At 69.7% G+C, this 25,376-nt stretch carries 25 protein-coding genes and 3 tRNA genes; 17 read left to right on the top strand and 11 right to left on the bottom strand.

The features are described 5' to 3' along the window. The first annotated feature begins 99 nt into the window (after positions 1-99). The gene (locus tag HZZ10_RS00240) at positions 100-537 is read left to right on the top strand and encodes a DUF4440 domain-containing protein (protein ID WP_179911977.1); all 438 of its coding nucleotides are present in this window, start codon (positions 100-102) and stop codon (positions 535-537) included. Between the two features lie 22 nt (positions 538-559). On the opposite strand, the gene HZZ10_RS00235 is transcribed toward HZZ10_RS00240, so the two are convergent. Continuing rightward, the gene (locus tag HZZ10_RS00235) at positions 560-1,474 is read right to left on the bottom strand and encodes a LysR family transcriptional regulator (RefSeq protein ID WP_056134681.1); all 915 of its coding nucleotides are present in this window, start codon (positions 1,472-1,474) and stop codon (positions 560-562) included. A gap of 143 nt (positions 1,475-1,617) precedes the next feature. Here HZZ10_RS00235 and HZZ10_RS00230 point away from each other — a divergent pair, with 143 nt between their 5' ends. The 4 genes from HZZ10_RS00230 to HZZ10_RS00215 all read left to right on the top strand — a co-directional run bounded on the left by HZZ10_RS00230 (position 1,618) and on the right by HZZ10_RS00215 (position 5,057). After that, the gene (locus HZZ10_RS00230; RefSeq protein WP_179911976.1) at positions 1,618-2,127 is read left to right on the top strand and encodes a CBU_0592 family membrane protein; all 510 of its coding nucleotides are present in this window, start codon (positions 1,618-1,620) and stop codon (positions 2,125-2,127) included. Continuing rightward, positions 2,128-3,258, top strand: a complete 1,131-nt coding sequence (locus HZZ10_RS00225) for an LLM class flavin-dependent oxidoreductase (protein ID WP_308507443.1) — start codon at positions 2,128-2,130, stop codon at positions 3,256-3,258. A 173-nt stretch (positions 3,259-3,431) separates the two neighbouring features. Further along, entirely contained in the window at positions 3,432-3,854 is a 423-nt protein-coding gene (locus HZZ10_RS00220; RefSeq protein WP_179911975.1) for a hypothetical protein, read from the top strand. A 300-nt stretch (positions 3,855-4,154) separates the two neighbouring features. Beyond that, positions 4,155-5,057 carry an endo alpha-1,4 polygalactosaminidase gene (locus HZZ10_RS00215; RefSeq protein WP_179911974.1) on the top strand — a complete coding sequence of 301 codons (903 nt, stop codon included), beginning with the start codon at positions 4,155-4,157 and terminating at the stop codon, positions 5,055-5,057. A 27-nt stretch (positions 5,058-5,084) separates the two neighbouring features. On the opposite strand, the gene HZZ10_RS00210 is transcribed toward HZZ10_RS00215, so the two are convergent. Then, positions 5,085-5,543, bottom strand: coding sequence for a hypothetical protein (locus HZZ10_RS00210; protein WP_179911973.1), 459 nt, complete (start codon positions 5,541-5,543; stop codon positions 5,085-5,087). Further along, positions 5,540-6,136, bottom strand: coding sequence for a winged helix-turn-helix domain-containing protein (locus tag HZZ10_RS00205; protein WP_179911972.1), 597 nt, complete (start codon positions 6,134-6,136; stop codon positions 5,540-5,542). Before HZZ10_RS00205 ends, HZZ10_RS00210 begins: the two co-directional genes overlap by 4 nt. A gap of 183 nt (positions 6,137-6,319) precedes the next feature. Here HZZ10_RS00205 and HZZ10_RS00200 point away from each other — a divergent pair, with 183 nt between their 5' ends. Then, on the top strand, positions 6,320-7,471 hold the full coding sequence (locus HZZ10_RS00200) for a glycerol dehydrogenase (RefSeq protein WP_179911971.1): 1,152 nt from the start codon (positions 6,320-6,322) through the stop codon (positions 7,469-7,471). Between the two features lie 350 nt (positions 7,472-7,821). On the opposite strand, the gene HZZ10_RS00195 is transcribed toward HZZ10_RS00200, so the two are convergent. Then, positions 7,822-7,904 (bottom strand) — tRNA-Leu (locus HZZ10_RS00195). Between the two features lie 197 nt (positions 7,905-8,101). On the opposite strand from HZZ10_RS00195, the gene HZZ10_RS00190 reads away from it, so the two are divergent. The 7 genes from HZZ10_RS00190 to pknB are packed head-to-tail and all read left to right on the top strand — an operon-like array spanning position 8,102 to position 17,854. Further along, on the top strand, positions 8,102-8,821 hold the full coding sequence (locus HZZ10_RS00190; RefSeq protein WP_056134666.1) for an FHA domain-containing protein: 720 nt from the start codon (positions 8,102-8,104) through the stop codon (positions 8,819-8,821). Between the two features lie 10 nt (positions 8,822-8,831). Continuing rightward, positions 8,832-9,314, top strand: a complete 483-nt coding sequence (locus HZZ10_RS00185) for an FHA domain-containing protein FhaB/FipA (protein ID WP_179911970.1) — start codon at positions 8,832-8,834, stop codon at positions 9,312-9,314. Between the two features lie 3 nt (positions 9,315-9,317). Continuing rightward, a complete protein-coding gene (locus HZZ10_RS00180; protein WP_179911969.1) occupies positions 9,318-10,838 on the top strand; it encodes a Stp1/IreP family PP2C-type Ser/Thr phosphatase in 1,521 nt (506 codons plus the stop codon). Next, a complete protein-coding gene (locus tag HZZ10_RS00175; RefSeq protein WP_179911968.1) occupies positions 10,838-12,373 on the top strand; it encodes an FtsW/RodA/SpoVE family cell cycle protein in 1,536 nt (511 codons plus the stop codon). The genes HZZ10_RS00180 and HZZ10_RS00175 overlap by 1 nt, the downstream gene beginning before the upstream one ends. Next, positions 12,370-13,839, top strand: a complete 1,470-nt coding sequence (locus HZZ10_RS00170) for a peptidoglycan D,D-transpeptidase FtsI family protein (RefSeq protein ID WP_179911967.1) — start codon at positions 12,370-12,372, stop codon at positions 13,837-13,839. Before HZZ10_RS00175 ends, HZZ10_RS00170 begins: the two co-directional genes overlap by 4 nt. Further along, a complete protein-coding gene (locus HZZ10_RS00165) occupies positions 13,836-15,797 on the top strand; it encodes a serine/threonine protein kinase (RefSeq protein WP_179911966.1) in 1,962 nt (653 codons plus the stop codon). Before HZZ10_RS00170 ends, HZZ10_RS00165 begins: the two co-directional genes overlap by 4 nt. Next, positions 15,797-17,854 carry a Stk1 family PASTA domain-containing Ser/Thr kinase gene (gene pknB / locus HZZ10_RS00160; protein WP_179911965.1) on the top strand — a complete coding sequence of 686 codons (2,058 nt, stop codon included), beginning with the start codon at positions 15,797-15,799 and terminating at the stop codon, positions 17,852-17,854. The genes HZZ10_RS00165 and pknB overlap by 1 nt, the downstream gene beginning before the upstream one ends. Before the next feature lie 139 nt (positions 17,855-17,993). Here the strand turns inward: pknB and HZZ10_RS00155 are convergent, their stop codons facing one another. Both HZZ10_RS00155 and HZZ10_RS00150 read right to left on the bottom strand, forming a co-directional pair. Continuing rightward, positions 17,994-18,629, bottom strand: a complete 636-nt coding sequence (locus HZZ10_RS00155; RefSeq protein ID WP_056134646.1) for an aminodeoxychorismate/anthranilate synthase component II — start codon at positions 18,627-18,629, stop codon at positions 17,994-17,996. A gap of 126 nt (positions 18,630-18,755) precedes the next feature. Next, positions 18,756-19,508, bottom strand: a complete 753-nt coding sequence (locus tag HZZ10_RS00150; protein WP_179911964.1) for a DUF881 domain-containing protein — start codon at positions 19,506-19,508, stop codon at positions 18,756-18,758. A gap of 93 nt (positions 19,509-19,601) precedes the next feature. Between HZZ10_RS00150 and HZZ10_RS00145 the strand changes: the two genes are divergently transcribed. Beyond that, positions 19,602-19,871 (top strand): cell division protein CrgA, encoded by a 270-nt coding sequence (locus HZZ10_RS00145; RefSeq protein WP_179911963.1) that lies wholly within the window; start codon positions 19,602-19,604, stop codon positions 19,869-19,871. Positions 19,872-20,128: 257 nt separating this feature from the next. On the opposite strand, the gene HZZ10_RS00140 is transcribed toward HZZ10_RS00145, so the two are convergent. Both HZZ10_RS00140 and HZZ10_RS00135 read right to left on the bottom strand, forming a co-directional pair. Continuing rightward, complete coding sequence (locus HZZ10_RS00140; protein WP_056134638.1) at positions 20,129-20,983, bottom strand: rhomboid family intramembrane serine protease; 855 nt, start codon at positions 20,981-20,983, stop codon at positions 20,129-20,131. Positions 20,984-21,011: 28 nt separating this feature from the next. After that, positions 21,012-21,551, bottom strand: a complete 540-nt coding sequence (locus HZZ10_RS00135; RefSeq protein ID WP_056136313.1) for a peptidylprolyl isomerase — start codon at positions 21,549-21,551, stop codon at positions 21,012-21,014. A gap of 135 nt (positions 21,552-21,686) precedes the next feature. On the opposite strand from HZZ10_RS00135, the gene HZZ10_RS00130 reads away from it, so the two are divergent. From HZZ10_RS00130 to HZZ10_RS00120, 3 genes are all read left to right on the top strand, one after another. Beyond that, entirely contained in the window at positions 21,687-22,748 is a 1,062-nt protein-coding gene (locus HZZ10_RS00130; RefSeq protein ID WP_056134635.1) for a hypothetical protein, read from the top strand. A 139-nt stretch (positions 22,749-22,887) separates the two neighbouring features. Beyond that, positions 22,888-23,208, top strand: coding sequence for a nucleotide pyrophosphohydrolase (locus HZZ10_RS00125; protein ID WP_179911962.1), 321 nt, complete (start codon positions 22,888-22,890; stop codon positions 23,206-23,208). Beyond that, entirely contained in the window at positions 23,195-24,913 is a 1,719-nt protein-coding gene (locus HZZ10_RS00120; RefSeq protein WP_179911961.1) for a DUF2075 domain-containing protein, read from the top strand. Before HZZ10_RS00125 ends, HZZ10_RS00120 begins: the two co-directional genes overlap by 14 nt. A gap of 78 nt (positions 24,914-24,991) precedes the next feature. Here HZZ10_RS00120 and HZZ10_RS00115 read toward each other — a convergent pair. The 3 genes from HZZ10_RS00115 to HZZ10_RS00110 form a co-directional block, all read right to left on the bottom strand. Continuing rightward, positions 24,992-25,064, bottom strand: a tRNA-Ala gene (locus HZZ10_RS00115). A 30-nt stretch (positions 25,065-25,094) separates the two neighbouring features. After that, a complete protein-coding gene (locus tag HZZ10_RS19100; RefSeq protein WP_218928284.1) occupies positions 25,095-25,214 on the bottom strand; it encodes a DLW-39 family protein in 120 nt (39 codons plus the stop codon). A 28-nt stretch (positions 25,215-25,242) separates the two neighbouring features. Next, positions 25,243-25,316, bottom strand: a tRNA-Ile gene (locus tag HZZ10_RS00110). Between the last annotated feature and the right edge of the window lie 60 nt (positions 25,317-25,376).

The following is a 25,376-nucleotide window of genomic DNA, read 5'->3' as shown; positions in this document are numbered from 1 at the left end:
CGGCCGCAGATTTTCACCCCTGCCCGCCTCGACGCCGCCGCGCACAGCACGGGACGCGTTGGCATACTGACGATCTGTCAAGAAGCAGGGGGATCATCGATGAACGAGCGCACCACGTCTGACCCGCAGGAGCGCCAGCGGGTCATCTCTGCCGAGACCGCACTGTGGACGTCAGCAGCGGGCAAGGACCGACAGCGCCTCGAGTGGTTGCTCCACGAGGACTTCTCGGCGATCACCTGCGACGGAGACGCCGTCAGCCGCGAGGCTGTCGCCGGGTCTACAGCACGAGACGTCGAGGTCGGAGACCGTACCTTCTCCGACTGGGCTTTCCACGAGATGCCCTGGCCCCTCGTGCTCGTGACCTACCACCTGGACGAGGTCGACAGGTGCAGCCGTCACATGTCGATCTGGGACGTGTCGACGGGGTCGGCCCGCATCAGGTTCCACCAGGGGACCTGGGTCACCGAGGACGAGACTGCCGAGGCCGACGTGCTGACCGGCGCAGCCTCTGGCCACGCGACGGGTCACGGGATGTAGCCACGACCGGCGCCTCCGGCGCTCAGCCGATGTACCCCAGGTCGAGCGTCACCACCTGCGCGAGAAGCGCGTCGATGACCGCCGTCACCGCCGGGGTCGGCTCGTGCCGGTTCGCGCGGTGGCGGGCGGCGATGTGCCTCATGCCGAGCCCGGCGATCGGCACCACGTCGACCCCCGCGACGTCGGCGTGCTCGAGGGCGAGAGCCGGCAGCAGCGCCACGCCCTGGCCGGCCGCGACGAGGGCGATCGCGACCTCGTAGCTGTACGTGCTGTGCAGTGTCGACCGGGTCGGCTTCGCCAGGTCCACCACACGGGAGAGCGCCCGGGCTGCGGCCGTCGTCTTCTCCGACCCGATCCACACGGCGTCGGTGAGGTCCTGCAGGCTCGTCGGGGTCGCCATGGAGGTGGGCACGGCGATCCGCCACGGCTCGTCGAGCAGCGGCACCTCGCGGAAGCCGCGCGGGACGGGGCGCTCCGCCGAGGAGTCGTGCTCGACGATCGCGATGTCGTACTCACCGCTGCGCAGACCACGGTTCGCGTCGTCGGTCTCGACCTCGTGGACGTCGATCTCGAGCCCGGGCGCAGACTCGGCCAGCTCGACGAGCATGGGAGCGACGACGCTGCGGGTCACGGTCTGGAACGCGCCGATGGTCACCCGTCCGCTGACGTCCGGCCCGATGGTCGCGATCTGCTTGCGCGCCTCGACGAGCTCGGACTCGATGCGCTCGGCCGCCTCGGCGAGCATGAGCCCGACGGCTGTCAGCGTCACGCCGCGGGGGCCGCGGTGCAGCACCTCGACACCTTCTTCTGCCTCGAGCTTGGCGATCTGCTGGGAGATCGCCGAGGGGGTCAGGTGCAGCAGGTCGGCGGCTGCCACCACTCCTCCAGCCCTGTGGACCGCCAGGAGTACACCAAGTCTTCGCGCGTCCAGAGCCATGTAGTGATGCTACATGGGGTTTGGAGAATGATTCGATTGTGCTACAGCATCTGGAGCCTCATGATTGGGGGCATCACCTCGTGGTCCGCAGCCGGTGGCTCGGCAGGACCGCACCCCCCACCGCACGTCATCAGGAGTTCGTCATGTCCGCAGCCGCCCAGATCCTCCTCACCCTCGCCGGGTGGACCGGTGCCATCAGCGCCGTCGTCGCCTACGGTCTGGTCACGATGAAGCGGATCTCCCCCGACTCCCTGCTGTTCCAGGGGCTCAACATCGTGGGTGCCGGACTCCTCTCGGTGAGCGCGTCGGTGCACAGCGCGTGGCCTTCTGCGGTCGTCAACGTCATCTGGGTCGCGATCGGCGTCTACGCCGTCCGTGCGCTGTGGAACGCCCGCCGCACAGCCGCCGCGGTCGTCGTCCCCGACGACGCCTCGGAGCTCACCGGCAGCGCACCCGCGGAGACGTCCGCGGACCTCTCGTTCGACAGCAGCCCCGAAGAGGTCCTCGCGACGGGCTGGGAGGCCCCGGCCTCGTCGGTCGCCGACCACGACCTGCTCATGGACTCGCTCTTCGCCGGGACCGACGTGGTCGACCCCGCCTCGCACCTCGTCTCCGAGAGGAATAGCGCGACGCGCACCCCGGTTGCAGCCTGAGTGAGCACCAACCCCACCACTGGCACGCCGGTGGACCCCGCGCCCGTCGACAGCACCCCTGTCCCCTCTGTCTCTGCACTCTCCGTCCTCGACCTCATCCCCGTCAGGACAGACCAGACCTCTGCTGACGCGATCGCCGCGAGCACCCGTCTGGCGCAGACGGCCGACGAGCTCGGGTTCCGGCGCTACTGGATCGCCGAGCACCACAACATGCCCGCGGTGGCCTCGACCACCCCGCCTGTCTTGCTCGCGCTGCTGGCCTCGGCCACGCAGCAGATCCGCGTCGGGTCGGGCGGGGTCATGCTCCCCAACCACGCGCCGCTCGCCGTCGCCGAGCAGTTCGCCGTCCTCGAGGCAGCGTTCCCGGGGCGCATCGACCTCGGCATCGGCCGCGCTCCCGGCTCCGACCCCGTGACCAGCCACATGCTGCGGTCGGGCGCGGCCCAGGGCAGCAGCTCGGTCGACACCTTCCCGGACGACGTCCGCGACACCATCGAGCTCATGTCCCCCGGTGGCATGGTCCTCGACCTGCGCGGCCGCAGCTATCCGCTGAGGGCGACCCCGCACGCGACCTCGGCACCCGAGACGTGGCTGCTCGGCTCCTCCATGTACTCGGCGCAGCTCGCCGCGGCCCTCGGGCTGCCGTACGTGTTCGCGCACCACTTCGCCGGGCAGGGCACCCGCGAGGCGATGCAGACCTACCGCGCCGCCTTCCGTCCCTCGGAGCATCTCGCGGAGCCCAAGACCTTCGGCATCATCAACGCCGTCGTCGCGGAGACCGCCGAGGAGGCCGAGCGCCGGGCGCTCCCCTACATCCGGTCGATGATCCGGCTGCGGACAGGCCAGGGCCTCGAGCCGCAAGAGCTGGTCGAGGACGCCGAGCGCGAGGGCATCGCCCCAGAGCACGCCGGCATCGCCCAGGCGATCCGCGGCTCGTGGGCGATCGGCACCCCGGACGTCGCAGCCGCGAAGGTCCGTGAGCTCGCCGAGATGGTCAGGACCGACGAGATCATGATCTCGCCCGTCTCCTCCGCCTACGTCGGCAGCGACCCCCGCCGGGTCGAGACCCGCGAGGAGACGCTGCGCCTGCTCGCGGGCGCGCTGCTCCCCGGCTCGCTGCTCCCGAGGTGACCGAGCACACACACCAGAGCTGAGCAGCCGAGAGCTCCGGGGCCACCTCCCCAGGCCCTTCTGCCCCCTTCTCAGCCCATTCGTCTCCGCAGGCCGTCCACAGTCCCGAATATTCGCTGGCCAGCCGCAGATACGATGACTGTATGAAGAGGATTGCTCTGGTTATGTGTTCATTGGTTCTGCTTTCTGCCTGTTCGGGCACCGACGACTCCAGCTCGACGGAGACGACCTCGGCCCCGGCCGCGGCGACCGCCGAGGCCGTCTCGAAGGACCCTGTCGCCGTCTGCGGCACGCTGTTCGACGGTGGTGAGGACAGCATCGTCAGCCAGCTCACCGCCCTCGCGGGTGTCGCTGTCGACGAGACCGTGCTGACCCAGGTCTCCGACCTGCGTCAGGAGCTCGTCGGTGCGATCGCGAAGTCCCCGACCGACCTCGCGTCGGCCATCGAGGGCCTGCGCTCCCCGCTCGGCGCCGTGGTCTCGGCCGCCGGCTCGGGCACGCCCGACGTGACCGTCGACGCCGAGGCGATCACGACAGCCACCGCAGAGCTCACCACGGCCTGCGAGGACGCCGGGTACACGGTCCCCGCAGCCTGACCCTCCGGTCGCGGGCGGCCCAGCCGGCGCCCGGATCGCGACGACGGCCGGTCCCCTACCCCGGGGCCGGCCGTCGTCGTCTCTCACCGGAGGGCGGGCCCGGCGTCCTACGCCCCGTCCTGTCACCTGTCGACCACCGCCAGGCCCGGACCGGTCGTGGGGAGGCCGGTCCAGCCACGGGAGGCCGGACGAGACCGCGACCGGTTCGCCCGTCGCACCACCCGCATACTGGTGCCCATGTCTGTCGCACCCGCACCTCACCCGCCCCGACGAGCTGACCGGCGGACACGCCACGGGTGGATGCTTCTCTGCGCAGCCCTGACCGTCGTGCTCGCAGGCTGCGCCACGGACCCCGCACCTGACGACACCGACGACCAGGTCCCCGCAACCTCAGCCACCGTCGGACCGGTGCCCGACGATGCCGGCAGCTCCGGGGCAACCAGCAGCACCGCCCGTCCCGAGGTCAGCCTGCTTCCTGCAGGCGCGCAGGTCGACTACCAGCTCGGCGGGGCGTACGACCCGCCCCAGGGCGTCACCGTGGTCGTCCGGGACGTCACCGCGGAGCCAGCCGGCCTCGGCTACGACCTCTGCTATGTCAACGGGTTCCAGACCCAGCCTGGCGACTCCGAGGCCTGGCTCTCCGACCACCCCGACCTCGTGCTGCACGTCGACGGCGCCCCTCTCGAAGACCCAGACTGGCCGGACGAGCTGCTGCTCGACACGTCGACGGCCGAGAAGCGCGAGGCGATCGCAGAGATCCTCGGGGAGCAGGTGGACACCTGCGCGGAGAAGGGCTTCGACGCCGTCGAGCCCGACAACCTCGACTCGTACACCCGCTCGCACGGACTCCTCACCGAGGCAGACAACCTCGCTCTCGCGTCGCTGCTGGTAGAGCGGGCGCACGCCGCAGGCATGGCGATCGCCCAGAAGAACACCGTCGAGCTGGGCGACCGGGGCAAGGCCGCCGGCTTCGACCTGGCCGTCGCCGAAGACTGCGCCGTGTACGACGAGTGCGGCGACTACACGGCGGTCTACGGCCGCCAGGTGATCGAGATCGTCTACGACGACGCCCCCGACTTCGCCGACCTGCTCGAGACCTCGTGCGCCGACCACGGCCATGGCGACGACGCGATCCCCGTCGTGGGGCGCGACCGCCCGCTGAGCCTGCCCGGCGACCCGGGGTACACCTTCGTCACCTGCTGAGAGACATGCTCTGACCTCGCGCAGAGATCAGTAGGCCGACATCTGCCCGAGCATCTTCTCCATGGCGTCGACGATCTCTTCGCACAGGGGGAGGTCGTGCCAGACGTCCTCTGGTGTCGCGGGCTGCTCGTGAAGGTAGTCGCCGTCGTTGCGCTGCCGACGGATCCTCCCGTAGGGCGCCAAGACACTGCCGAGCGGCGGGTCGAGCTGCGCCCTGACAGCTTCGTGCACCGCAGTGTGCCCACCGTCTCGGGTCGGTCGCAGCCCCTGGGCGAGCAGCACCGCGGTCAGGGCTTTGCGGTTGGCACTGTGCAGCCCGTCGTAGGCGAGCTCGACGTCGTCGTCCGCGATCCTCCGTGCCGAGGTGAGGTGGTTGCGAGCCTGCTGGACGAGTCCGCGAGCGCCATCGAGATGAGGGGGCACCTTCTCGAGCCTCCCTCGCTCCAGCAGCACATCGATCTCGGCACTCCCCGGGTTCCAGCTCACGCATCCTCCTCGAGCTCAGGGGTCAGGCGCAGCGCGACCAGCGGTCGAGAGCGCACTGTCCTGATGAACGGGTCGTCGTCATCCTGCCAGCGTTCCGGGCTCACGTAGGTGGCGTTGACCTCGCGACCCAGCTCTTCCTCGAGATCTTGGAGTGCCGTGTCAACCACACGCCGGGACGGCCGACCGATCAGCACCAGGTCGATGTCTCCGGGCGGGCCTCCGGGCTCCCCCTGGTACCTCGCGGCCCAGGAGCCGTGGATGTACGCGTGCTGCACCCCGTCGATGCCCGCGAGGGCCTTCTCCAGGACCATGGCGGGCCCGAAGGTCACCACCAAGAGCTGACGCAGCGGCGCGGTCGCGGGGTTGTCGACAGCCGGGTGGAGGCGCAGCGCCCGTCCGACCCTCTCACCACGGACGAGCCCTGCCTCGACCAGCCTGCGCACCTCCCTCGACACCGTGGCGTCCGGGGCGTCGAGCGTGCGTGCCAGCTGTGACGCCGTGAGCGGCTCGGCAGAGGTCAACACCTCGAGCAGCAGGCGCGCCTGCAGCTGGGAGCGGAAGATGGGCATCAACGCGGGTGCGTCGGTTCTCATATGACGCACCGTATCACTCACCAAACGAGTCTTTCTGGTGGCGCTCGCCTTCTCGGGCCCGAGCAGCAGGCCGGCGGCAGGTCGCTGAGAGAAACCGCACTCTCCGCCCTCGAGGCTGGGCACGCCCCGACGCCGGAGCCTAGGGTCGAAGGGACCAGCACATCCCGCCACGAAGGAGATGCCATGTCCGCCTCTGCCATTCCCGTCCGCACAGTCATCAGCCCCGGACGCTACGTCCAGGCGAAGGGCGCGATCGCCCGGCTCGGCGAGTTCACGGCGCCGATCGGCACGACCCCGATCGTCGTCGCGGACGACGTCGTCTGGGGCATCGTGGAAGAGCAGGTGAGGGCGTCCTTCGAGGCTGCGGGGCTGACGGTGGTCCGCGAGTCCTTCGGCCGCTACGCCACCAAGGGTGAGGTCGACCGTCTCGTCACGGCGATCCAGGACGCCGGCGCCGACGTGGCGATCGGCATCGGTGGTGGCAGCACCATCGACGCCGTGAAGGCCGCAGGCCACCTCGCGGGGATCCGCTGGGTGTCAGCACCGACGGTCGCGTCGACCGACGCCCCGGCCTCTGCGCTCTCGGTGATCTACACGGAGGAGGGCGAGTTCGAGGAGTACAGGTTCTTCCCGCACAACCCGGACCTCGTGCTGGTCGACACCCAGCTCGTCGCGAACGCCCCGGTGAAGTTCCTCGTCGCGGGTGTCGGTGACGCCCTCGCCACCTGGCTCGAGGCACGGGCCACCCAGCGAGCGCACGCGACCACGATGGCGGGTGGTCTCCAGACCGAGACGGCTCTCGCGCTGGCCAGGCTCTCGTGGGACCTCATCTGGGAGAACGCCCTGCCAGCCATCGCGGCAGTCCAGGACGACCTCGTGACCCCCGCGGTCGAGAAGCTCGTCGAGGCCAACACCCTGCTCTCGGGTCTCGGCTTCGAGTCTGGCGGCCTCGCCGCGGCCCACGCGATCCACAACGGCCTGACCGCCGCCCCGCAGACGCACGGGCTGACGCACGGGCAGAAGGTCAACATCGGCTCGCTCGCCCAGCTCGTGCTCGAGGGCGCACCGACCGAGGAGATCCGCGACTTCATCATCTTCACCACGAAGGTGGGTCTGCCGAACACCCTGACCGAGATCGGCCTCAAGACCACCGACGTCGAAGACCTGCAGCGCGTGGCCGAGCTCTCCGTGGTCGAGGGCGAGACGATCCACAACATGCCCTTCCCCGTCACCGCGGCCGACGTGGTCGACGCCCTGCGCTCGATCGAGGGCTACTCCCGACAGGTCCGTGCCGAGGCAGGTCTGCCCGAGCCAGTCTTCTACACGGCGCACTGACGCCTCGCTCGCGCGCCGCCCGGGACCTGTCGAGGGGAGACCCTGTGCGGATCCGGTCGGCGCGCGAGAGCAGTCCGGCACACCGCCTGCACAGCCCCTCCCCGGCCGCTGCGGGTGAAGATCGCGCGTGCAAGCGACCGCCCCGACGGGCCACCTGCGCACGGTCGGGTGGCGGGCCAGCGCCCTGGCCCCCTCGGCGACGGCCCGGCGGAGCAGGCGCAGGGCGCCACCCGGCCGTGTGCCGAGCCCGAGAACCGCAGCAACCCGCGGGAGAGCACGGCCTGACGACGCAGAAGGCCCCGACCGGAAACCGGTCGGGGCCTTCTGATGTCCGTCAAGACGGACCTACGTGCGTGAGGGGGGACTTGAACCCCCACGTCCTTACGGACACTGGCACCTGAAGCCAGCGCGTCTGCCATTCCGCCACTCACGCGAGACTCAGAGAACTTATCACGTCTACGCTGAACCCTGTGCATCCACGCACCGTCGACCCAACTGTCTATACGATGGGACGACGTAGCAGTGCGAGTCGCGACCGGTAACCGGTCGCTCCTCAGCCATCATAGGTCCAGCACACGGGCCTGCGTGCCGTCCGCCGACGGTCCGCGCAGCACGATCGGAGGAGGTGACATGGGAGTTCTCGACAGGTTCGAGAAGAGCGTCGAGCGCGCTGTGAACAACACGTTCGCCCGCGTCTTCCGAAGCGAGCTGAAGCCCGTCGAGCTGGCGAGCGCGCTCCGCCGCGAGGTGGACGACCGCGCCGCAGCCGTGGACCGCGACCGCACGGTGGTACCCAACGAGTTCACCATCCAGCTGTCGGTCGACGACTTCGCGCAGATCGAGAGCTGGGGCGCGGAGCCCCTCGCCGACGAGCTCGCCGCGAACGTCACCCAGTACGCCGGGACGCAGCACTACGCCTTCGTCGGTGCCGTGACCGTCACCTTCGAAGAGGTCGAGGGTCTCGAGACCGGCCGCTTCGAGGTCAGGTCGTCGACCGTCCGCGGAGCCGTCGCCCCCGCGAGCGCCGGAGCGACCCCGAGCTCACGCCACCCGCTCGTCGACATCGACGGCCAGCGCTACCTGCTGACGGGCCCCGTGACAGTGATCGGCCGAGGCGCCGAGGCCGACATCGTCGTCGACGACCCGGGCGTCTCACGCCGGCACCTCGAGATCCGCGTGACACCCGACGGCGTGGTCGCGACAGACATGGGCTCGACCAACGGCCTGTACGTCGAGGGCCACCAGGTCCCGGCCGCGACGCTGCTCGACGGGAACTCGCTGACCATCGGCCGGACGCGCATCATGTTCTGGACCGGGGTCGCCGACGACTCTGCCGACGGTGAATGGTGACCTGCCCCGGATGAACGAGCTGACGATCACCCTGCTGCGGCTGGGTTACCTGGTCTTGCTGTGGCTGTTCGTCTACTCCGTCGTGCGCGTCCTGCGCCACGACCTCTACGGCACCCGCATCACCACCCGCAAGGGCTCGCACGAGACGGGCGTCGGCACCGTGACCGCACCGGCCCCTGCGGCCCCCGCCCAGAGCAAGAACCGGCCCACCCGGCTCGTCGTGAGCGAGGGACCGCTGCGCGGCACCACGCTCCCCCTCACCAGCTCCGCGATCCTCATCGGGCGCGCGCCGAGCTGCACCCTCGTGCTCGACGACGACTACTCCTCCTCCCGCCACGCCCGGATCTTCCCGTCCGGCGACCAGTGGGTCCTCGAGGACCTGGGCTCCACGAACGGCACCTTCATCGGCAACCAGCGTGTGTCGGCCCCGACCCCGCTGTCGCCGGGGACCCAGGTGCGCATCGGTCAGAGCGTCGTCGAGCTGCAGAGGTAGGCCATGACCATCGCCTTGCGCTACGCCGCGCTGTCCGACGTCGGACTCGTCAGGTCCAACAACCAGGACTCTGCCTACGCCGGCCCGCACCTGCTGCTCGTAGCCGACGGCATGGGTGGGCACGCGGGCGGAGACATCGCGTCGTCTCTCGCGGTCGCCTCCCTGGCTCCCCTCGACGGTGAGGCCTTCGGGTCCTCAGAGATCCTCGAGCGCCTCGGCGAGGCCATCGAGACCGCACGGCTCGAACTCGTCCGCAGGGCTCGCGAAGACTCCGAGCTCTCCGGCATGGGCACGACGGTGACCGCCCTGCTGCGCTCGGGCAACAAGCTGGCGATGGCCCACATGGGCGACTCCCGGGGCTATCTGCTCCGCGGCGGCCAGCTGAGCCAGGTGACCAAGGACCACACCTTCGTCCAGCACCTCGTCGACACCGGCAAGATCACCGCCGAGGAGGCCGAGCACCACCCGCAGCGCTCTGTCGTCATGCGGGTCCTCGGCGACTTCGACCTCGACCTCAGCCCCGACCTCTCCGTCCGCGAGGCACACCCGGGCGACCGCTGGCTGCTGTGCTCTGACGGGTTGAGCGGCATGGTCAGCCTCGAGACGATCGAGCGCACCATGGTCGAGAACACCGACGTGACCGCCTGCGCCGAGCGGCTCGTCCAGCTCGCGCTGCGTGCCGGCGGGTCGGACAACATCACCTGCATCGTCGCCGACGTGCTCGACCTCGACGACCTCCCGGACGGCGCAGCGCCCGACTCCGGCGTGCAGGTGGTCGGATCAGTCGCGATCACCCGCGACGCACCGACGACAGCCGTCGACGGTCCTGCTGCCCGGGCGGCAGCCCTGCTCGCCGAGGCGCGCGCGACCGTCGGCGCCCTCGCCGAGTCGTCCCAGCAGTCGCCGGCTGCACCCGACGCGGCCGTCTCCGAGCCGGACGAGACCGTCGAGGTCGCGACGGCGACACCCGGGGCGCTCAGCCGCTCCGAGAAGAAGGCAGCACGAGCCCAGGAGCGCGCCGACGCCAAGGCCGCGAAGGCCGAGGCCAAGCGCGGGACCGGCATCTCGTCGACCGAGCTCGAGGAAGAGACCGGCCGCGGCCGGTGGGCCTGGACCCTCGTCTCCCTCGTCGTGCTGCTCGCGATCGTCGGCACCGGCGCGTTCTTCGGCTACCGCTGGACGCAGACGCAGTACTACGTCGGCCTCGCCGACGGCAAGGTCACCATCTTCCAGGGCATCTCCCAGTCGATCGGCCCGCTCGAGCTCTCGGAGGTCTACGAGACCTCCGACGTGGTCGCCTCCGACCTCGACAGGTTCGAGATCAACCAGCTCGAGCGCACGATCCGAGCGAAGTCGCTCGACGACGCCCGGCAGCGCGTCGCGGACCTCGCCCCCGAGGGTGCAGCGACCGACGAACCGGCCACCGAGGGGACCGGCGAGACCCCGACTCCCACGGACGGCGCCACGACAGCTGCCGCCGACGCCGCGCCGGACAGTCCGACGACCGCGGGTGGCACCTCCTGATGGCCACGGTCGAACCTGGTCGGGTCCGCAGCGGTCGAGCCAGCGAGTTCGGCCTGCTCGTCCTCGCCCTCGCGATCGGCATCAGCGCCTACGCGATCGTCAGCCTCGTCATGGAGGGGACCCTCCCGGCGAACTTCTACATGCTCATGCTCGGCATGACGGGCCTGAGCCTCGCCCTGCACCTCGTCGTCCGCTGGCGTGCCCCCTACGCAGACCCGACCCTCGTGCCGATCGCCGTCGCGCTCAACGGCCTCGGCCTCGCGATGATCCACAGGCTGGACCTCGGGCAGCAGCTCAAGGGAGCCACGAGCGAGCTCGCGACGCGCCAGCTCGGCTGGACCGCCGTGGGTGTCGGCGGCGCTGTCGCGCTGCTCTTCGTCCTCAAGGACCACCGCACGCTGCGCCGCAACACCTACACGGCCATGGTCGTCGGCCTGGTGCTCATCCTGCTGCCGCTGCTCCCGGGGATCGGCAAGCAGATCAACGGCTCACGCGTGTGGGTGGGCCTGGGCCCCTTCACCCTCCAGCCCGCAGAGTTCGCCAAGATCGCCTTCGCGGTGTTCTTCGCGGGGTACCTGGTGTCCAACCGGGACACGCTGACACTCGCGGGCAAGAAGGTCTTCGGCCTCCAGCTGCCACGCTCGCGCGACCTCGGTCCGATCATCGTCGTGTGGCTCGTGTCGATCCTCGTGCTCGTCTTCGAGAAGGACCTCGGCACCTCGCTGCTCTTCTTCGGCCTCTTCGTCGCGATGATCTACATCGCGACCGAACGTGTCAGCTGGGTCCTCATCGGTCTGGTGCTGGTCGGCGTCGGTGCAGCCGCTGCAGCCTCCTCGCTCCCCCACGTCGCCGGCCGGTTCGACGCGTGGCTCAACGCCTTCGACGCGGACATCTACGACCGGGACTTCGGCGGGTCGTACCAGATCGTCCAGGGCCTGTTCGGCATGGCCAACGGCGGTCTCATGGGGACCGGGTGGGGCGCGGGACGACCAGACATCGTGCCGTACGCCTCGTCCGACTTCATCTTCGCGGCCCTCGGTGAGGAGCTGGGCCTCACCGGCGTGCTCGCCATCCTCGCGATGTACACGCTGCTCGTGCAGCGCGGCATGCGCATCGCGATCGGCACCCGTGACGGCTTCGGCAAGCTGCTCGCGAGCGGTCTCGCCTTCGTCGTCGCGTGGCAGTGCTTCGTCGTCATCGGCGGGATCACCCGCGTCATCCCCCTCACGGGCCTGACCATGCCCTTCTTGGCCTACGGCGGGTCGTCGCTCCTCGCGAACTGGCTGATCGTGGCCCTGCTCGTGCGGATCAGCGACAACTCGCGGCGTCCGACGCCGCTGCCCCTGCGCGGTACGCCCCGAGCCGAGCCGAAGCCGACCCTCGAGCCCGCACCTGCTGCGGCCTCGCGGGACACCGCAGGCGCGCACGGCTCGACGACCTCGCAGGCTGCCGCCGTCTCCCGTGACGACGACACCCAGATCGTCCGCCCCGGGGACGACGACCAGACCCAGATCGTGCCGGAGCCTCCCCGATGAACGTCCCCATCCGGCGCGTCGCCGTCGTCGCCCTCGCCCTGTTCCTCGTGCTCATGGTCGCCTCGACGTGGATCCAGGTCGCCCAGGCGCCGACGCTCAACGCCGACGGCCGCAACTCCCGCTCGCTCTACCGAGACCTGAGCATCCAGCGCGGGCCGATCATCGCCGGCGGCCAGACGATCGCCGAGTCGGTCCCCGTCGACGACGCCTTCATGTACCAGCGCGTGTACGCCGAGCCTGAGCTGTACTCGGCCGTCACGGGTTACTACTCGTTCAGGTTCCAGTCGACGGGCATGGAGCGGGCCGCCAACGAGTACCTCGTCGGCACCTCCGACTCGCTGTGGTGGGACAGGTTCCGCAACCTGATCTCCGGCGGGACGCCGCAGGGCTCGTCGGTCGAGCTCACCATCGACCCCGTGGTGCAGCAGGCTGCGTGGGACGCCCTCGGCGACCAGCGCGGCGCCGTCGTGGCGCTCGACCCGAAGACCGGTGCCGTCCTCGCGATGGTCTCGAAGCCCGCCTTCGACCCCAACCTCGTCGCCTCGCACTCGTCCGCCGACGCGAGCGCCGCCTTCCAGGCCCTCGCCGACGACAGCGCACGCCCCCTCGACAACCGGGCGATCGCCGGCCGCACCTACCCGCCCGGCTCGACCTTCAAGCTGGTCACGGCGGCGGCTGCCCTCGAGGGAGGTGCCGTCACCCCGGACCAGCAGATCCCTGCGCCCGACCAGCTCCAGCTGCCGCAGTCGAGCAGCGTCCTCAACAACTTCGGCGGCGAGTCCTGCTCCCCCACGGGCACCACGACCCTCGCCGACGCGCTGCGCACCTCGTGCAACACAGCCTTCGCGCAGCTCGGGATCGACCTGGGTCCCGAGGCCCTCGACGAGCAGGCCAAGGCCTTCGGCTTCGACTCGCGGATGTCGATCCCGCTCCAGGTGACGAACAGCCAGTTCCCGCTCGAGGTCGACGGGGCGACCATCGACTCCGCGAAGACCGCGCTGTCCGCGATCGGCCAGTACGACGTGAAGGTGACCCCGATGCAGGTCGCGATGATCTCTGCCGCGATCGCCAACGGCGGCACCCTCATGCAGCCGTACATGATCGACCGTGTGCGGACGCCCGACCTCACGGTCGCGGTCGAGACCGACCCCGAGGAGATCGGCACGCCGATCTCCCGCGAGACCGCCGACACCCTGCGCGACATGATGATCGGTGTCGTCCAGGACGGCACCGGGACCTCTGCGCAGATCTCGGGCGTGCAGGTCGCTGGGAAGTCCGGCACGGCCGAGACCACGGCCGACGCTGCGCCTCATGCGTGGTTCACCTCCTTCGCGCCGGCCGACGACCCGCAGGTGGCCGTCGCGGTGATCGTCGAGAACGGCGGAGACGCCGGCAACGAGGCGACCGGTGGCCGTGTCGCGGCCCCCATCGCCCGAGCAGTCATGGAAGCGGTGATCAACCGATGAAGCCCGAGGCGCAGATGGCGCTCGGCGGCAGGTACCGCCTCGTCCGGCAGATCGCCGTCGGCGGCATGGGCGAGGTGTGGGTCGCCCACGACGAGTCGCTCGCGCGCGACGTCGCGGTCAAGGTGCTGCGCGAAGAGTTCGCGGGCAACTCCGACTTCCTCGACCGCCTGCGGACCGAGGCCCGCAACAGCGCGGCCCTGTCGCACTCCAACATCGCCCAGCTGTACGACTACGGCGAGCAGCAGGGCTCGGGGTACCTCGTCATGGAGCTCGTCCACGGCGAGCCCATGTCCGACCTCCTCGAGCGCGAGCCTGTGCTGCCCGTCCTCCGCCTGCTGTCGATCTTGTCGCAGACGGCGCGGGCGCTGCACGCTGCCCACGTCGCCGGGGTGGTCCACCGCGACGTGAAGCCCGGCAACATCCTGCTGGAACGCTCCGGCGAGGTGAAGATCACCGACTTCGGGGTCTCCCTCGCGTCGAACCAGATCCCCATGACGGCCGCCGGCATGGTCATGGGCACGGCTCAGTACCTGTCACCCGAGCAGGCGATCGGCAAGGCCGCGACGGGTGCGTCCGACATCTACGCCCTCGGGATCGTGGCCTACGAGTCGATCGTCGGGAACCGGCCCTTCACGGGAGCCACTCCCGTGGACATCGCTGTCGCGCAGGTCAACGAGGCGGTGCCCCCGCTGCCGTCGACGGTGCACTCGGGGCTCGCAGACCTCGTCATGCGCATGCTCGCCAAGGACCCGCTCGACAGGCCGCGCAGCGGGGCGATCCTGGCGCGGACCTTCGACCTGCTCGCCGACGAGATCGCCGCCGACCCCTGGGGCAACGGCCGGCGTCGTCGTGAGCCTGCCGCACCCGTGGTCCACCGAGAGGCTCCTCCGACGGCTGGGGTGCCGGTGACCGCTCCGGCCGCAGCCGAGAGCACCCCCTCCGCTGCCGCGGTGCCGCTGCCGGACGTCCGCGAGCCAGAGACCCCGGCCGCGCCGGTATCGCCAGGCACTCAGCACGAGCGTGCTGAGCAGGCTCCTGTCGGACGCCGGATGCTGCCGCCGACCGACCGACCGGACGTCCAGGACGAGGCACGGACCGAGACGCGCTCCGCGCCAGCGGTGCCGCCGGTCCCGCCTGCCCCGTCCCAGGCCGAGCCCGGCACGAGCGAACCCTCAGCCTCACCTGCCGCAGCTCCCCCGTCGCGCCACGCCGAGCCGACACCGCCTCCAGCACCGGTCAGCACCACCGCTCCGGCGGCCCCGGCCCGCTCCGAGACGTCCAGCGTGCGCGACGTCCCTCCGCCCCCTGCTCCGCACCAGGACGCCCAGCAGACCCAGCAGTGGGAACCTGTCGCACCCACCTGGGACGCCGTGAAGACCGCGAGCCGCACGAGCCCGTCGGACCGACCGGGCTCGTCCGACGGCAGACTTGCCGGCACCTCGGCGACGTCTGCCTCGGAGCCGACGGGATCTGTCCGACGGCGCGTGCCACCGCCGGGGACGACCGCGCGGTCGCGCACGACGCCGGTCGCGGGTACCCCGCGCGCACCGGGGTCGTCGACGGCGCGATCCCCGCGATCCACCACACGCAGCTCTGCGAACCGGAGCGCGCCAGCCCGCAGCTCGACGACCCGTCCCGCGACTGGTCGCCAGGCATCCTCCTCTCGCCGTCGCGGCGGGGCACGACGGAGCGGGGTCGCAGGTCTCCTGGACACCATCAGGTCGGTCGGCTGGCCGACGCTCGCGCTGGTCCTCGTCCTCGTCGTCGTCCTCACGGCGACGCTGGCCAAGGCGCTGCTCGACTCCTCAGCCTCTGGTGAGGCACCAGGGTCTGGTCACCTCTCAGGAACGATCTCGGTAGAATCGACCGGCTGGACCGGCCCAGATGCCATGATCGTCGAAGCGCAGGGCTCGCAGAGCCACGGCGCAGCATCCCCAACGACACCTAAGGACACGTAGTGGTTGACGAGGCACCCCGCACCCTTGCGGGCCGTTACGAGGTCGGTGAGCTCATCGGCCGCGGTGGTATGGCCGAGGTCCACATCGGTCACGACAACCGTCTCGGGCGGACCGTGGCGATCAAGATCCTGCGCTCCGACCTCGCGCGCGACCCGTCCTTCCAGGCGAGGTTCCGCCGCGAGGCGCAGTCCGCTGCCGCGCTGAACCACCCGGCGATCGTCGCCGTCTACGACACCGGTGAAGACACCTTCACCGAGCCGAGCGGTGCCGTCTCGCACGTGCCCTTCATCGTCATGGAGTACGTCGAGGGCCACACGGTCCGCGACATCCTCCAGGACGGCAACGCCGTGCCGATCGAGGAGGCCGTCGAGATCACCTCGGGCGTCCTCTCGGCCCTCGAGTACTCCCACCACGCCGGGATCGTGCACCGGGACATCAAGCCCGCGAACGTCATGCTCACGCCCACGGGCGCGATCAAGGTGATGGACTTCGGCATCGCCCGAGCCCTCGCCGACTCCGCCGCGACCATGACGCAGACGCAGGCCGTCATCGGGACCGCGCAGTACCTCTCCCCCGAGCAGGCTCGCGGTGAGAGCGTCGACGCACGCAGCGACCTCTACTCGACGGGCTGCCTGCTCTTCGAGCTCCTCACCGGGCGCCCGCCGTTCACCGGCGACTCCCCCGTGTCCGTCGCGTACCAGCACGTCCGTGAGGCTCCGGTCAGCCCGAGCAGCATCGCCTCCGACGTCCCCGAGACCCTCGACCGCGTGACGCTCAAGGCCCTGGCCAAGGAGCGCACAGCCCGCTACGGCAGCGCGGCGGAGTTCCGCTCTGACCTCGAGGCCGCCATCCGCGGCGGAGCGTTGGCTGCCGGATCTCTCGGTGCCGTCGTCGCAGCATCCGCCGCGACAGGACCGGCCGAGGGCGCTACGGAGATCTTCAGCTCGGTGACCGACGACGCGACCAAGGTCGCGCCGGCCTTCGCTCCCGTCACGACGGCCGACCCGCTCGCCGAGCTCGCGACGGAGGAGGACGAGGAGAAGCCCAAGCACCGCGCGCTGCTCTGGACCCTCGTCGTCATCGCCGTGCTGGCTGTCGCAGCCATCGCGGCCATGCTGCTCCTCGACCGCGACTCGACTCCCCCTGTCGACCAGGCCAACGTGCCTGTCCTCACCGACATGTCGCGCGAGCAGATCACCGCAGCGCTCACCGACGCCGGGTTCACAGAACCGCCCGAGTTCTTCGAAGAGGTGAACAACGACGTCGCACCGGGGCTGTTCATCCGCAGCGACCCGGCGGTCGGCGACTCTGTTCCCGTCACCACGGCTGTCCAGGTCTGGACCTCGACGGGCCCTGAAGACACGAAGGTCCCCGACGTCACGGGCTTCACCCAGGCGCAGGCGACCGAGGCCATCGAGGCCGAGGGGCTCGTCGTCGCTGTCGGCATCACGTCTGAGTCGAGCCCGAAGATCGCCCGTGACTCCGTCACCCGCACCGAGCCCGTCGCCGGGACGGCTGCCAAGAAGGGCGACGAGGTCAGGCTCTACGTGGCCTCCGGCCAGGTCGACCTGCCAGACCTCGCAGGGCTGACCCAGGCTGAGGCCGCCCAGGCGCTGAGCGACCTCGGTCTGATCGGCAGCTTCACCAACACACCGACCAACGACGTCGAGGCCGGCCGGGTCGTGTCGCAGTCGCCCAACCCCGGGTCTGTGAACCAGGGACAGCGCATCGACGTCGCGATCGCCGAGGCGATCCCGGTCGCCACGGTGCCCGCCAACCTCGTCGGCATGACCTTTGCGGACGCCCAGAAGGCGCTCGGCGATGCTGGACTCGGCGTGCAGCTCGCTCCAGGGACGCTCCCCAGCCCGACCGGTCGCGTGGTCTCGAGCAACCCTGCCGGCGGGACCGAGGTCGAGCCCGGGTCTGTGGTCGTGCTGACCTTCGAGCCTGAGCCCTCGGCAGACCCGAGCGACGACCCGTCGGACGACGCGTCCGCGGGTGCGAGCCCCGGCAACAGCGGCAACAGCTCCGGGAAGCCGGGCAAGGGCGACGACTGACGACCATCCCGCACTGCTGAAACGATGAAGGCCGCTCCCCGCTGCGGGGGGCGGCCTTCGTCGTCGGGAGCGCCACGAGAGATGCGGCCTCCGTCGTGCGGAGAGATGCCGGGTGGACTGGTCAGCCCGGCACCGAGGCTCAGCGGTGCAGGAGCGGCGCGAGCCCCTCAGCGCGCTCGACGGCGTCCGTGGACCCGCAGATCTCGAGCCAGTTCGCGAGCAGCCTGTGGCCGCCCTCGGTGAGCACAGACTCAGGGTGGAACTGGACGCCGTGGAGCGGCAGCTCGCGGTGCGCCAGCCCCATGATGATCGTGCCGTGCGCGCCGTCGACCTCCGCGGTGACCTCGAGCTCGTCAGGCACGGTGCCGGTGACGACGGCGAGGGAGTGGTAGCGCGTCGCGGTGAAGGGGTGCGGCAGGCCTGCCAGCACTCCCCCGTCACGGTGCTCGACGACGCTCGTCTTGCCGTGCATGAGCTCGGGCGCGTGGGTGACCGTCGCTCCGAAGGCCTCACCGAGGGCCTGGTGGCCGAGGCAGACACCGAGCATCGGGGTACCTGTGCTCGCGCAGTCGCGGATCACCTGGAGGCTCTGCCCGGCGTCCGCCGGGGTTCCCGGACCCGGAGAGACCAGCACGCCGTCGAAGGAGCCACGCTCGTCGAGGGGAGGCACGGCGTCGTTGCGCACGACCACTGTCTCGGCCCCGAGCTGCTGCAGGTAGCCGACGATCGTGTAGACGAAGGAGTCGTAGTTGTCGACGACGAGGATTCGGGTCATGTCGGTTCTCCCGCTGGTGATGCCGTGGTGGGGGTGCGCGGTGCGTGCCTATCGGTGCTGCGCGCAGAGGACGAGCCTACGTCGTGGACCGCAGCGACGTCGGGCCAGACCGGCTGCCGAGCACAGTCACCTGTAGACGTCCGTCCCGGCCGGGACGGAGGCGTGCTCGAGGGTCAGGACCCCGGTGTAGGCGGGGGCGTCGATGGTGTCTCGGGTCTCGACCGAGTACCCCAGACCGACTGCCGCGACGTACTCCCTGTAGATGCTGAGGGGCTCAGAGGCGTCGAGCGCCGCCTGGAGCCTCTGCGGGTCCCCCACGGCCTCGACCACGTAGGGAGGCGAGTAGACACGGCCGTGGAGCGACAGCACGTTCCCGACGCACCTGAAGGCCGTCAGGGCTGTCACCCGCTCGCCCTGGAGAGTCATCGCCTCCGCGCCACCCGCCCAGAGGGCGTTGATGACCCCTTCGAGGTCCTGCTGGTGGACGACCAGGTCGTCAGGCACGATCTCGGGCGGCTGCGGGCGGTTCGTCGGCGCGTCCTCGAGCTGCACACGCAGTCCCGCTCCGGTGACGGCGGTCATGCCGGCCTCGATGCCAGAGCTCACGTCGAGGGCCGGGTCGAGCGCCGGGACCTCGGTCGCGAGGCCTTCTGAGAGCGTGTCAACGGCAGACCGCAGACCTTCGACCTCCGTGAGGAGGTCGTCGCCGCGGTCGACCTCCTGGCGGACCAGCTCGGCGAAGTTCTCGGGCTGCCGGTTCTCCTCCCCGCCGGAGAGCCGCGCGTTCGCGGTGAACAGCAGACCGGCCAGGATCAGCACGAAGGTCGCCGAGAGCGTGGCTCTGAGCGGCGTCCGGGTGCCGTGCGACTGAGGTGCCATGGTCCTTGCTGTCCACTGTGGGCGGTGCGGGGGCTGTGTGCCACTACGCTAGTCGAGAATACGTCGTCGACCCATCGACAGGAGCCGGCTCCAGTGCCTGAATCGAAGCGCCGCAAGAAGGTCGCGAAGACATCGTCTGAGCAGGCCTCCACACCCAAGGTCAAGCAGGAGCGCGTGGGCAACCCTCCGTGGCTCGTCCCGACCATGGTGACCATGTTCGTCGTCGGGATCCTCTGGGTCGTCATCTTCTACCTGACGTCGGGTGGCGCACAGCTGCCGATCCCGCCGATCGGGCGCTGGAACATCCTCGTCGGCTTCGCGATCCTGCTCGGTGGCTTCGGGCTGTCGACGCGCTGGAAGTAGCTGCTCGACCGGGCCGTCCGGTCTGAGCGCGCAGGCCCTCGTCCTGCCGCCGTGCCCATGGCACGTCGGCTGGGCGGGGGCCTGCTGCGTGCCCGGGTGGTCGGTCTGCCTCTCCCCTCGCGGGAGGACGGTGCGCGGCTCCCGAGGAACCATCATGCACAGGCCTGTCCACAGGTGTGGATAACTTACAGGTGTGTAGTTCCCGCACGATCCTGCGAGTTCCGGCGCTCTGTCCCCACAGCTGTGGACAGCGAGGTCTACACCTGTGAATAACGCAGCAGGACGGCTCCGACGAGCAGGACAGCGACAGCGACGGTCGCCACGATGCTCACGAGGGTCCGTCGCTCACGAGGCGCGAAGGCGTAGGCGGCACCTAGGACTGCGCCGGTGACGAGCCCGCCCAGGTGCCCCTGCCACGAGATGTTCGGGACGACAAACCCGACCACGAGGTTGAGCCCGATGATCACCAGCATGCCGCGGGCCTCCTGGCCCATCCGCCGCATGACGACGAAGATCGCCCCGAAGAGCCCGAAGACGGCGCCCGACGCGCCCACGGTCCCGGTGAACCACGACGCGGACAGGGGGTCCGCGAGCAGCACGACCGCGACGTGGCCGCCTATAGCCGAGAGCAGGTAGAGAGAGATGAAGCGGGCCCGACCGAGCAGATTCTCGAGGTAGGGGCCGACGATCCACAGCGCGTACATGTTGAGCGCGACGTGGAAGATCTGGGTCGAGTGCAAGAACGCCGCGGTGACGAAGCGCCACGGCTCGAGCTCGCCGGTGAACGGCGAGAAGGCCAGACGGCCCGTCCAGCCGTCGACGCTGAGCTGCAGCACGTAGCTGATCAGGCAGAGCGCGATGATCGTGTAGGTGACGACGGGGCGTCCTGTGCGCAGCGGTGCTCCGAGGGCCGTGCGGTGCACGGGGGCGGTGCGCTGCGCCTCGCGGACGCAGTCGACGCACTGGACGCCGACAGAGGCCTGGACAGAGCACTCCGGGCACGCGGGCCGTCCGCACCGCTGACAGCGCACATAGCTGACGCGGTCAGGGTGGCGGGGACAGGTGGGGACGGTCTGGTCGGCCGCCCCGGGCGGCGTGCTCGGAGTGCTCATGCGTCGCAGGTCAGCGGCGGTGTGCCGCTCAGTCCTCGATCGTGACGGACGTGATGGTGATGTCCTCGACCGGGCGGTCGCCGGGGCGCGTCGCTGCGGAGGCGATCGCGTCCACGACGGCGCGGCTCGAGTCGTCGGCCACCTCACCGAAGATGGTGTGCTTGCCGTTGAGCCACGGGGTGGCCTCGACCGAGACGAAGAACTGCGAGCCGTTGGTGCCCTCGGGCTGGCCGGTGATGGCGTTGCGGCGCGTCCCGGCGTTGGCCATCGCGAGGAGGTACGGCTTGTTGAAGGACAGCTCCGGGTGGATCTCGTCGTCGAACTTGTAGCCCGGGTCTCCGGTGCCGGTGCCGAGCGGGCACCCGCCCTGGATCATGAAGCCCGGGATGACGCGGTGGAAGATCAGGCCGTCGTAGAAGGGCTCGTTGCTCTCGGCGCCCGTCTTGGGGTCGGTCCAGGTCTTCGACCCGGTCGCCAGACCCGTGAAGTTCTCGACCGTCTTCGGCGTGTGGTTGGGGAACAGCTCGATACGGATGTCACCAGCAGTGGTGTGGAGGGTTGCGAACATGCCGCCATTGTCCCACGACCAGGCGGTCCGGGGCAGGACCAGCACAGGATGGTCACGTCCGACCCCTCTGCGCGCACGCCCGTGAGGTGGCAGAGTGGACTCAGGTGCATGCCCACTACTCTCAGGGAGCTTTGAATGTTGGACGGAATCAAGGACTCGGCACGCAGCGCGAGCGACAAGATCGACACCGACAAGATCAAGGACCAGGCCGCCGACCTCGCCTCCGTCCTCGCTGACGGTGCGCACCAGGCAGGCGAGAAGGCCGGCGTCGTCGCCGGTCAGGCCCGAGAGGCTGCTCTGCAGGCCAAGGACTGGGGAACCCCCAAGGTCGAGGCCTTCGTCGAGTGGGTCACCCCGCGCATCGAGCAGGCGTGGAACGAGTCGGTCAAGGCCGCCGCCCCCCGCGTCGAGAAGGCTGCCGAGAAGGCCTCCCCCGTGATCGACAGCGCCCACGACAAGCTCGTCGACGAGGTCTTCCCCAAGATCGTCGCCGCGCTCAACGAGGCTGCCAAGAACGCCGCCGACGTCACGAGCGGCGGGGCGAGCACCGTGGCCTCCAAGGCGTCCTCGGGTGCGACCCACGTGGCCGACTCGATCAAGGCGGCCTCGGCCAAGGCTCCGATCAAGCTCTCTGACGCCGTGCACTCCGTCGAGAAGCACGCCAAGAAGAAGCAGAAGAAGTCCGGCAAGGGCTGGTGGGTCGTCGCCGGTGTCGCCGCCGCCGGTGGCGCGCTCGTCCTGTGGCGCCGCGCGCAGCCGACGACCGACCCGTGGGCCGAGCCGTGGGAGAAGGTCGACTCGAGCGCTGTCGACAACGTCGAAGGCGCTGTCGGCAACGCCGCCGAGGCTGTCGGCGAGGCTGCTGGCGCGGCTGTCGCCAAGACCCGCGAGGTCTCGGGCAAGGTCGCCGACAAGGCCGAAGACCTCTCCGAGAAGGTCGCCGACAAGCTCTCCGAGGCCAAGGCCACCGCGAAGAAGACCACCTCGCGCGCCAAGAGCACCGCGAAGTCCGCAGCAGACGACCTCGGCGAGGCCAGCGAGCACGCCGTCGACTCCGCGAAGAAGGCCGGCGACGCCCTCGCGACCGAGGTCGAGGCGAAGGTCTCCGACAAGGACGCCGAGTCGACCGACCAGGACGACGCCGTCAACCGCGCCGGCCAGGTCGCCCCGACGTCCACCGAGGACGACACGAAGTAGCTCGACCCCAGCACCGACGATGAAGGCCACGGTTCCTCGGGACCGTGGCCTTCGTCATGCGTGCTCCCGACATCGTCGAGCCGGGCCGGCGGACAGCTGGCCGGCAGGACGGCCGGGAGCCGCTGGTACGCTGCGAGCCATGGCTCCCGACGAGGCACTCCATGCGCTGAGAGCGTTCTTCGCCGAGCGCGACTGGGAGCAGTTCCACACTCCCGAGAACCTCGCGAAGTCCATCTCCATCGAGGCTGGTGAGCTGCTCGAGTGCTTCCAGTGGTCGTCCGAGGCGGACCGAGGAGCGGTACGTGATGAGCTCGCCGATGTCCTCACCTACTGCCTCGCTCTCGCAGACAAGTTGGGGCTCGACCCGCAGCAGATCGTGCTCGACAAGCTCGAGAAGACCCGGCAGAAGTACCCGGTCGAGACGTCCCGCGGACGGAGCACGCGATATGACGCTCTCTGAGCGCCCGCGCGTTACCCGGCTCAGCTTCGACGCAGCCACTGTCCGGGACTGGCGTGACCCCGACGGCCGGCACCACGACTGGCCGGTGGTCTACATGATCACCGACTCACAGAAGGTCTACGTCGGCGAGACCACGCGAGCACGTCACCGGCTGCGCCAGCATCTCGACCACCCGTCCAAGGCGGGGCTCCGCGAGGTTCGGGTCGTCATCGACGAGGAGTTCAACAAGTCGGCCTGCCTCGACCTCGAGTCGCGCCTCATCGCCCTGTTCCACGCCGACGGTGCCTACGCGCCTCTCAACCGTAACGACGGCCAGCAAGACTCTGGCTACTTCGAACGCACCACGCGGTACCAGCCCCTCTTCGACAAGGTCTTCGACAGGCTCAGGACCGAGGGCGTGTTCCGGCGGAGCGTCGACGAGATCGAGAACCTCAACCTCTTCAAGCTCTCGCCGTACAAGGCGCTGAACGACGAGCAGCTCGTCGCGGTCGACGGCATCGTGGAGGGTCTTCTCGAGGACCTCACGGAAGGGCGAGAGAGCGCGTCCGTCGTCCGCGGAGGGCCGGGCACAGGCAAGACTGTCGTCGCCATCTTCCTGCTCAAGCTTCTCCGTGACATCCAGGACTCTGGTAGCGGGGTCGACCCGAGTGATGACGGACGGTTCTCGGACTTCTTCCTCGACGGGAACCGCGAGCTGCTCGACGGCTTGCGGATCGGCTTCGTGGTCCCCCAGCAGTCGTTGCGGAAGACGATCACGTCAGTCTTCCGGCGGACGCCTGGTCTGAAGGGAGTGACGGTCCTCAGCCCCTACACCGTCGCAGCGTCTCCTGGGACCTGGGATCTCCTCGTGGTGGACGAGGCTCACCGTCTGACGCACCGGGGCGCAGGACCGACCCGAGGGGCCTTCTCACAACGCAACCGGGACCTCTTCGGGGAGATGTCCGAGGGGCGGACCGCGGTGGACTGGATCTCCGCGAAGAGCACCCACCAGATCTACCTCGTCGACGGTGAGCAGACTGTACGGCCTGCCGACGTGTCTCGGACCGTCGTCGACGGTCTCGTCGCCCGTGCCTCCGCCGATCACCGCTTCTACGAGCTGGAGTCTCAGATGCGGGTCTCAGCCGGGCAGGGCTACCTCGGCTTCGCACGGGCGCTCCTGACGGACTCCCCCGCCCCAGCACGAGTGCCGACGTCGTACGACCTCCGGTTCTTCGACCACCTGGGGGACATGAAGTCCCAGATCCTGGAGCGCGAGTCAGAGGTCGGGCTGTCGCGGCTGGTCGCCGGGTACGCCTGGAGATGGACCAGCAAGGGTGATGTGTCGGTCGACGCCCCTCACGACATCTCAGAAGACGGGGTGGAGCTCCGCTGGAACCGGACGGACACAGACTGGATCAGCTCGCAGGGGTCGATCGACGAGGTGGGCAGCGTCCACACCGTGCAGGGCTACGACCTCAACTATGCCGGTGTGATCATCGGCCCGGACATCGTCTGGGACGAGGACCACGGCGGGGTACGAGCCGTCCGAGAGTCTCATTTCGACCGCGAGGTGCGGTCGGTCCGCGACGAGCACGAGCTGCTGGAGTACATCCGCAACGCGTACTACGTCCTGCTGACCCGTGGCATGAAGGGGACGTACGTCTACGTCTGCGATCCGGCTCTGCGAGAGAGGGCGCGAGCGGCGATCTCCGCGGAGCACCAGTAGCGTCGTCCCCCGGTACTCGGAGCCTGTCCCGACAACAGCAAGAGGCCCCGCCGTGGCGGGGCCTCTCGTGTCATCCTGTGGAGCCAAGGGGACTCGAACCCCTAACCCCCTGCTTGCAAAGCAGGTGCGCTACCAATTGCGCCATGGCCCCTCACGCACCTGAGGTGCGCTGCGTGCCGGACTACTTGAACGTGTCCGTGACCTCTGACCAGAGGTCACGCTCTGCGTTGTCCTCGGTGTACTTACGCCAGACGGCGTACCCGATTCCCGCGACAGCGAGTGTGAACAACAACTTCTTCATACGTTCCCCCTCTAGTGGGATCCGACAGTGGGCCTTGGAGGACTTGAACCTCCGACCTCTTCGTTATCAGCGAAGCGCTCTAACCGCCTGAGCTAAAGGCCCGTGCGCACGTCAGTAGCCCGAGGGCTTCCGTTGTGCAGCGCTTGACCTTACCCCACGATC

Source organism: Sanguibacter inulinus (assembly GCF_013415325.1).
GTDB classification, from domain to species: Bacteria; Actinomycetota; Actinomycetes; order Actinomycetales; family Cellulomonadaceae; genus Sanguibacter; species Sanguibacter inulinus.
The sequence above is the reverse complement of the archived record's forward strand: the minus strand, read 5'-3'. Positions and strand labels throughout refer to the sequence as shown.

Excerpts from the sequence above, each read along its gene's own strand:
- HZZ10_RS00200 (WP_179911971.1), top strand. The coding sequence starts at position 6,320 with ATGTCCGCCTCTGCCATTCCCGTCCGCACAGTCATCAGCCCCGGACGC.
- HZZ10_RS00240 (WP_179911977.1), top strand. The coding sequence starts at position 100 with ATGAACGAGCGCACCACGTCTGACCCGCAGGAGCGCCAGCGGGTCATC.
- HZZ10_RS00155 (WP_056134646.1), bottom strand. The coding sequence starts at position 18,629 with ATGACCCGAATCCTCGTCGTCGACAACTACGACTCCTTCGTCTACACG.
- HZZ10_RS00185 (WP_179911970.1), top strand. The coding sequence starts at position 8,832 with ATGAACGAGCTGACGATCACCCTGCTGCGGCTGGGTTACCTGGTCTTG.
- HZZ10_RS00120 (WP_179911961.1), top strand. The coding sequence starts at position 23,195 with ATGACGCTCTCTGAGCGCCCGCGCGTTACCCGGCTCAGCTTCGACGCA.
- HZZ10_RS00125 (WP_179911962.1), top strand. The coding sequence starts at position 22,888 with ATGGCTCCCGACGAGGCACTCCATGCGCTGAGAGCGTTCTTCGCCGAG.
- HZZ10_RS00205 (WP_179911972.1), bottom strand. The coding sequence starts at position 6,136 with ATGAGAACCGACGCACCCGCGTTGATGCCCATCTTCCGCTCCCAGCTG.
- HZZ10_RS00170 (WP_179911967.1), top strand. The coding sequence starts at position 12,370 with ATGAACGTCCCCATCCGGCGCGTCGCCGTCGTCGCCCTCGCCCTGTTC.
- HZZ10_RS00190 (WP_056134666.1), top strand. The coding sequence starts at position 8,102 with ATGGGAGTTCTCGACAGGTTCGAGAAGAGCGTCGAGCGCGCTGTGAAC.
- HZZ10_RS00140 (WP_056134638.1), bottom strand. The coding sequence starts at position 20,983 with ATGAGCACTCCGAGCACGCCGCCCGGGGCGGCCGACCAGACCGTCCCC.
- HZZ10_RS00130 (WP_056134635.1), top strand. The coding sequence starts at position 21,687 with ATGTTGGACGGAATCAAGGACTCGGCACGCAGCGCGAGCGACAAGATC.
- HZZ10_RS00135 (WP_056136313.1), bottom strand. The coding sequence starts at position 21,551 with ATGTTCGCAACCCTCCACACCACTGCTGGTGACATCCGTATCGAGCTG.
- HZZ10_RS00180 (WP_179911969.1), top strand. The coding sequence starts at position 9,318 with ATGACCATCGCCTTGCGCTACGCCGCGCTGTCCGACGTCGGACTCGTC.
- HZZ10_RS00165 (WP_179911966.1), top strand. The coding sequence starts at position 13,836 with ATGAAGCCCGAGGCGCAGATGGCGCTCGGCGGCAGGTACCGCCTCGTC.
- HZZ10_RS00175 (WP_179911968.1), top strand. The coding sequence starts at position 10,838 with ATGGCCACGGTCGAACCTGGTCGGGTCCGCAGCGGTCGAGCCAGCGAG.
- HZZ10_RS19100 (WP_218928284.1), bottom strand. The coding sequence starts at position 25,214 with ATGAAGAAGTTGTTGTTCACACTCGCTGTCGCGGGAATCGGGTACGCC.
- HZZ10_RS00230 (WP_179911976.1), top strand. The coding sequence starts at position 1,618 with ATGTCCGCAGCCGCCCAGATCCTCCTCACCCTCGCCGGGTGGACCGGT.
- HZZ10_RS00215 (WP_179911974.1), top strand. The coding sequence starts at position 4,155 with ATGCTTCTCTGCGCAGCCCTGACCGTCGTGCTCGCAGGCTGCGCCACG.
- HZZ10_RS00235 (WP_056134681.1), bottom strand. The coding sequence starts at position 1,474 with ATGGCTCTGGACGCGCGAAGACTTGGTGTACTCCTGGCGGTCCACAGG.
- HZZ10_RS00150 (WP_179911964.1), bottom strand. The coding sequence starts at position 19,508 with ATGGCACCTCAGTCGCACGGCACCCGGACGCCGCTCAGAGCCACGCTC.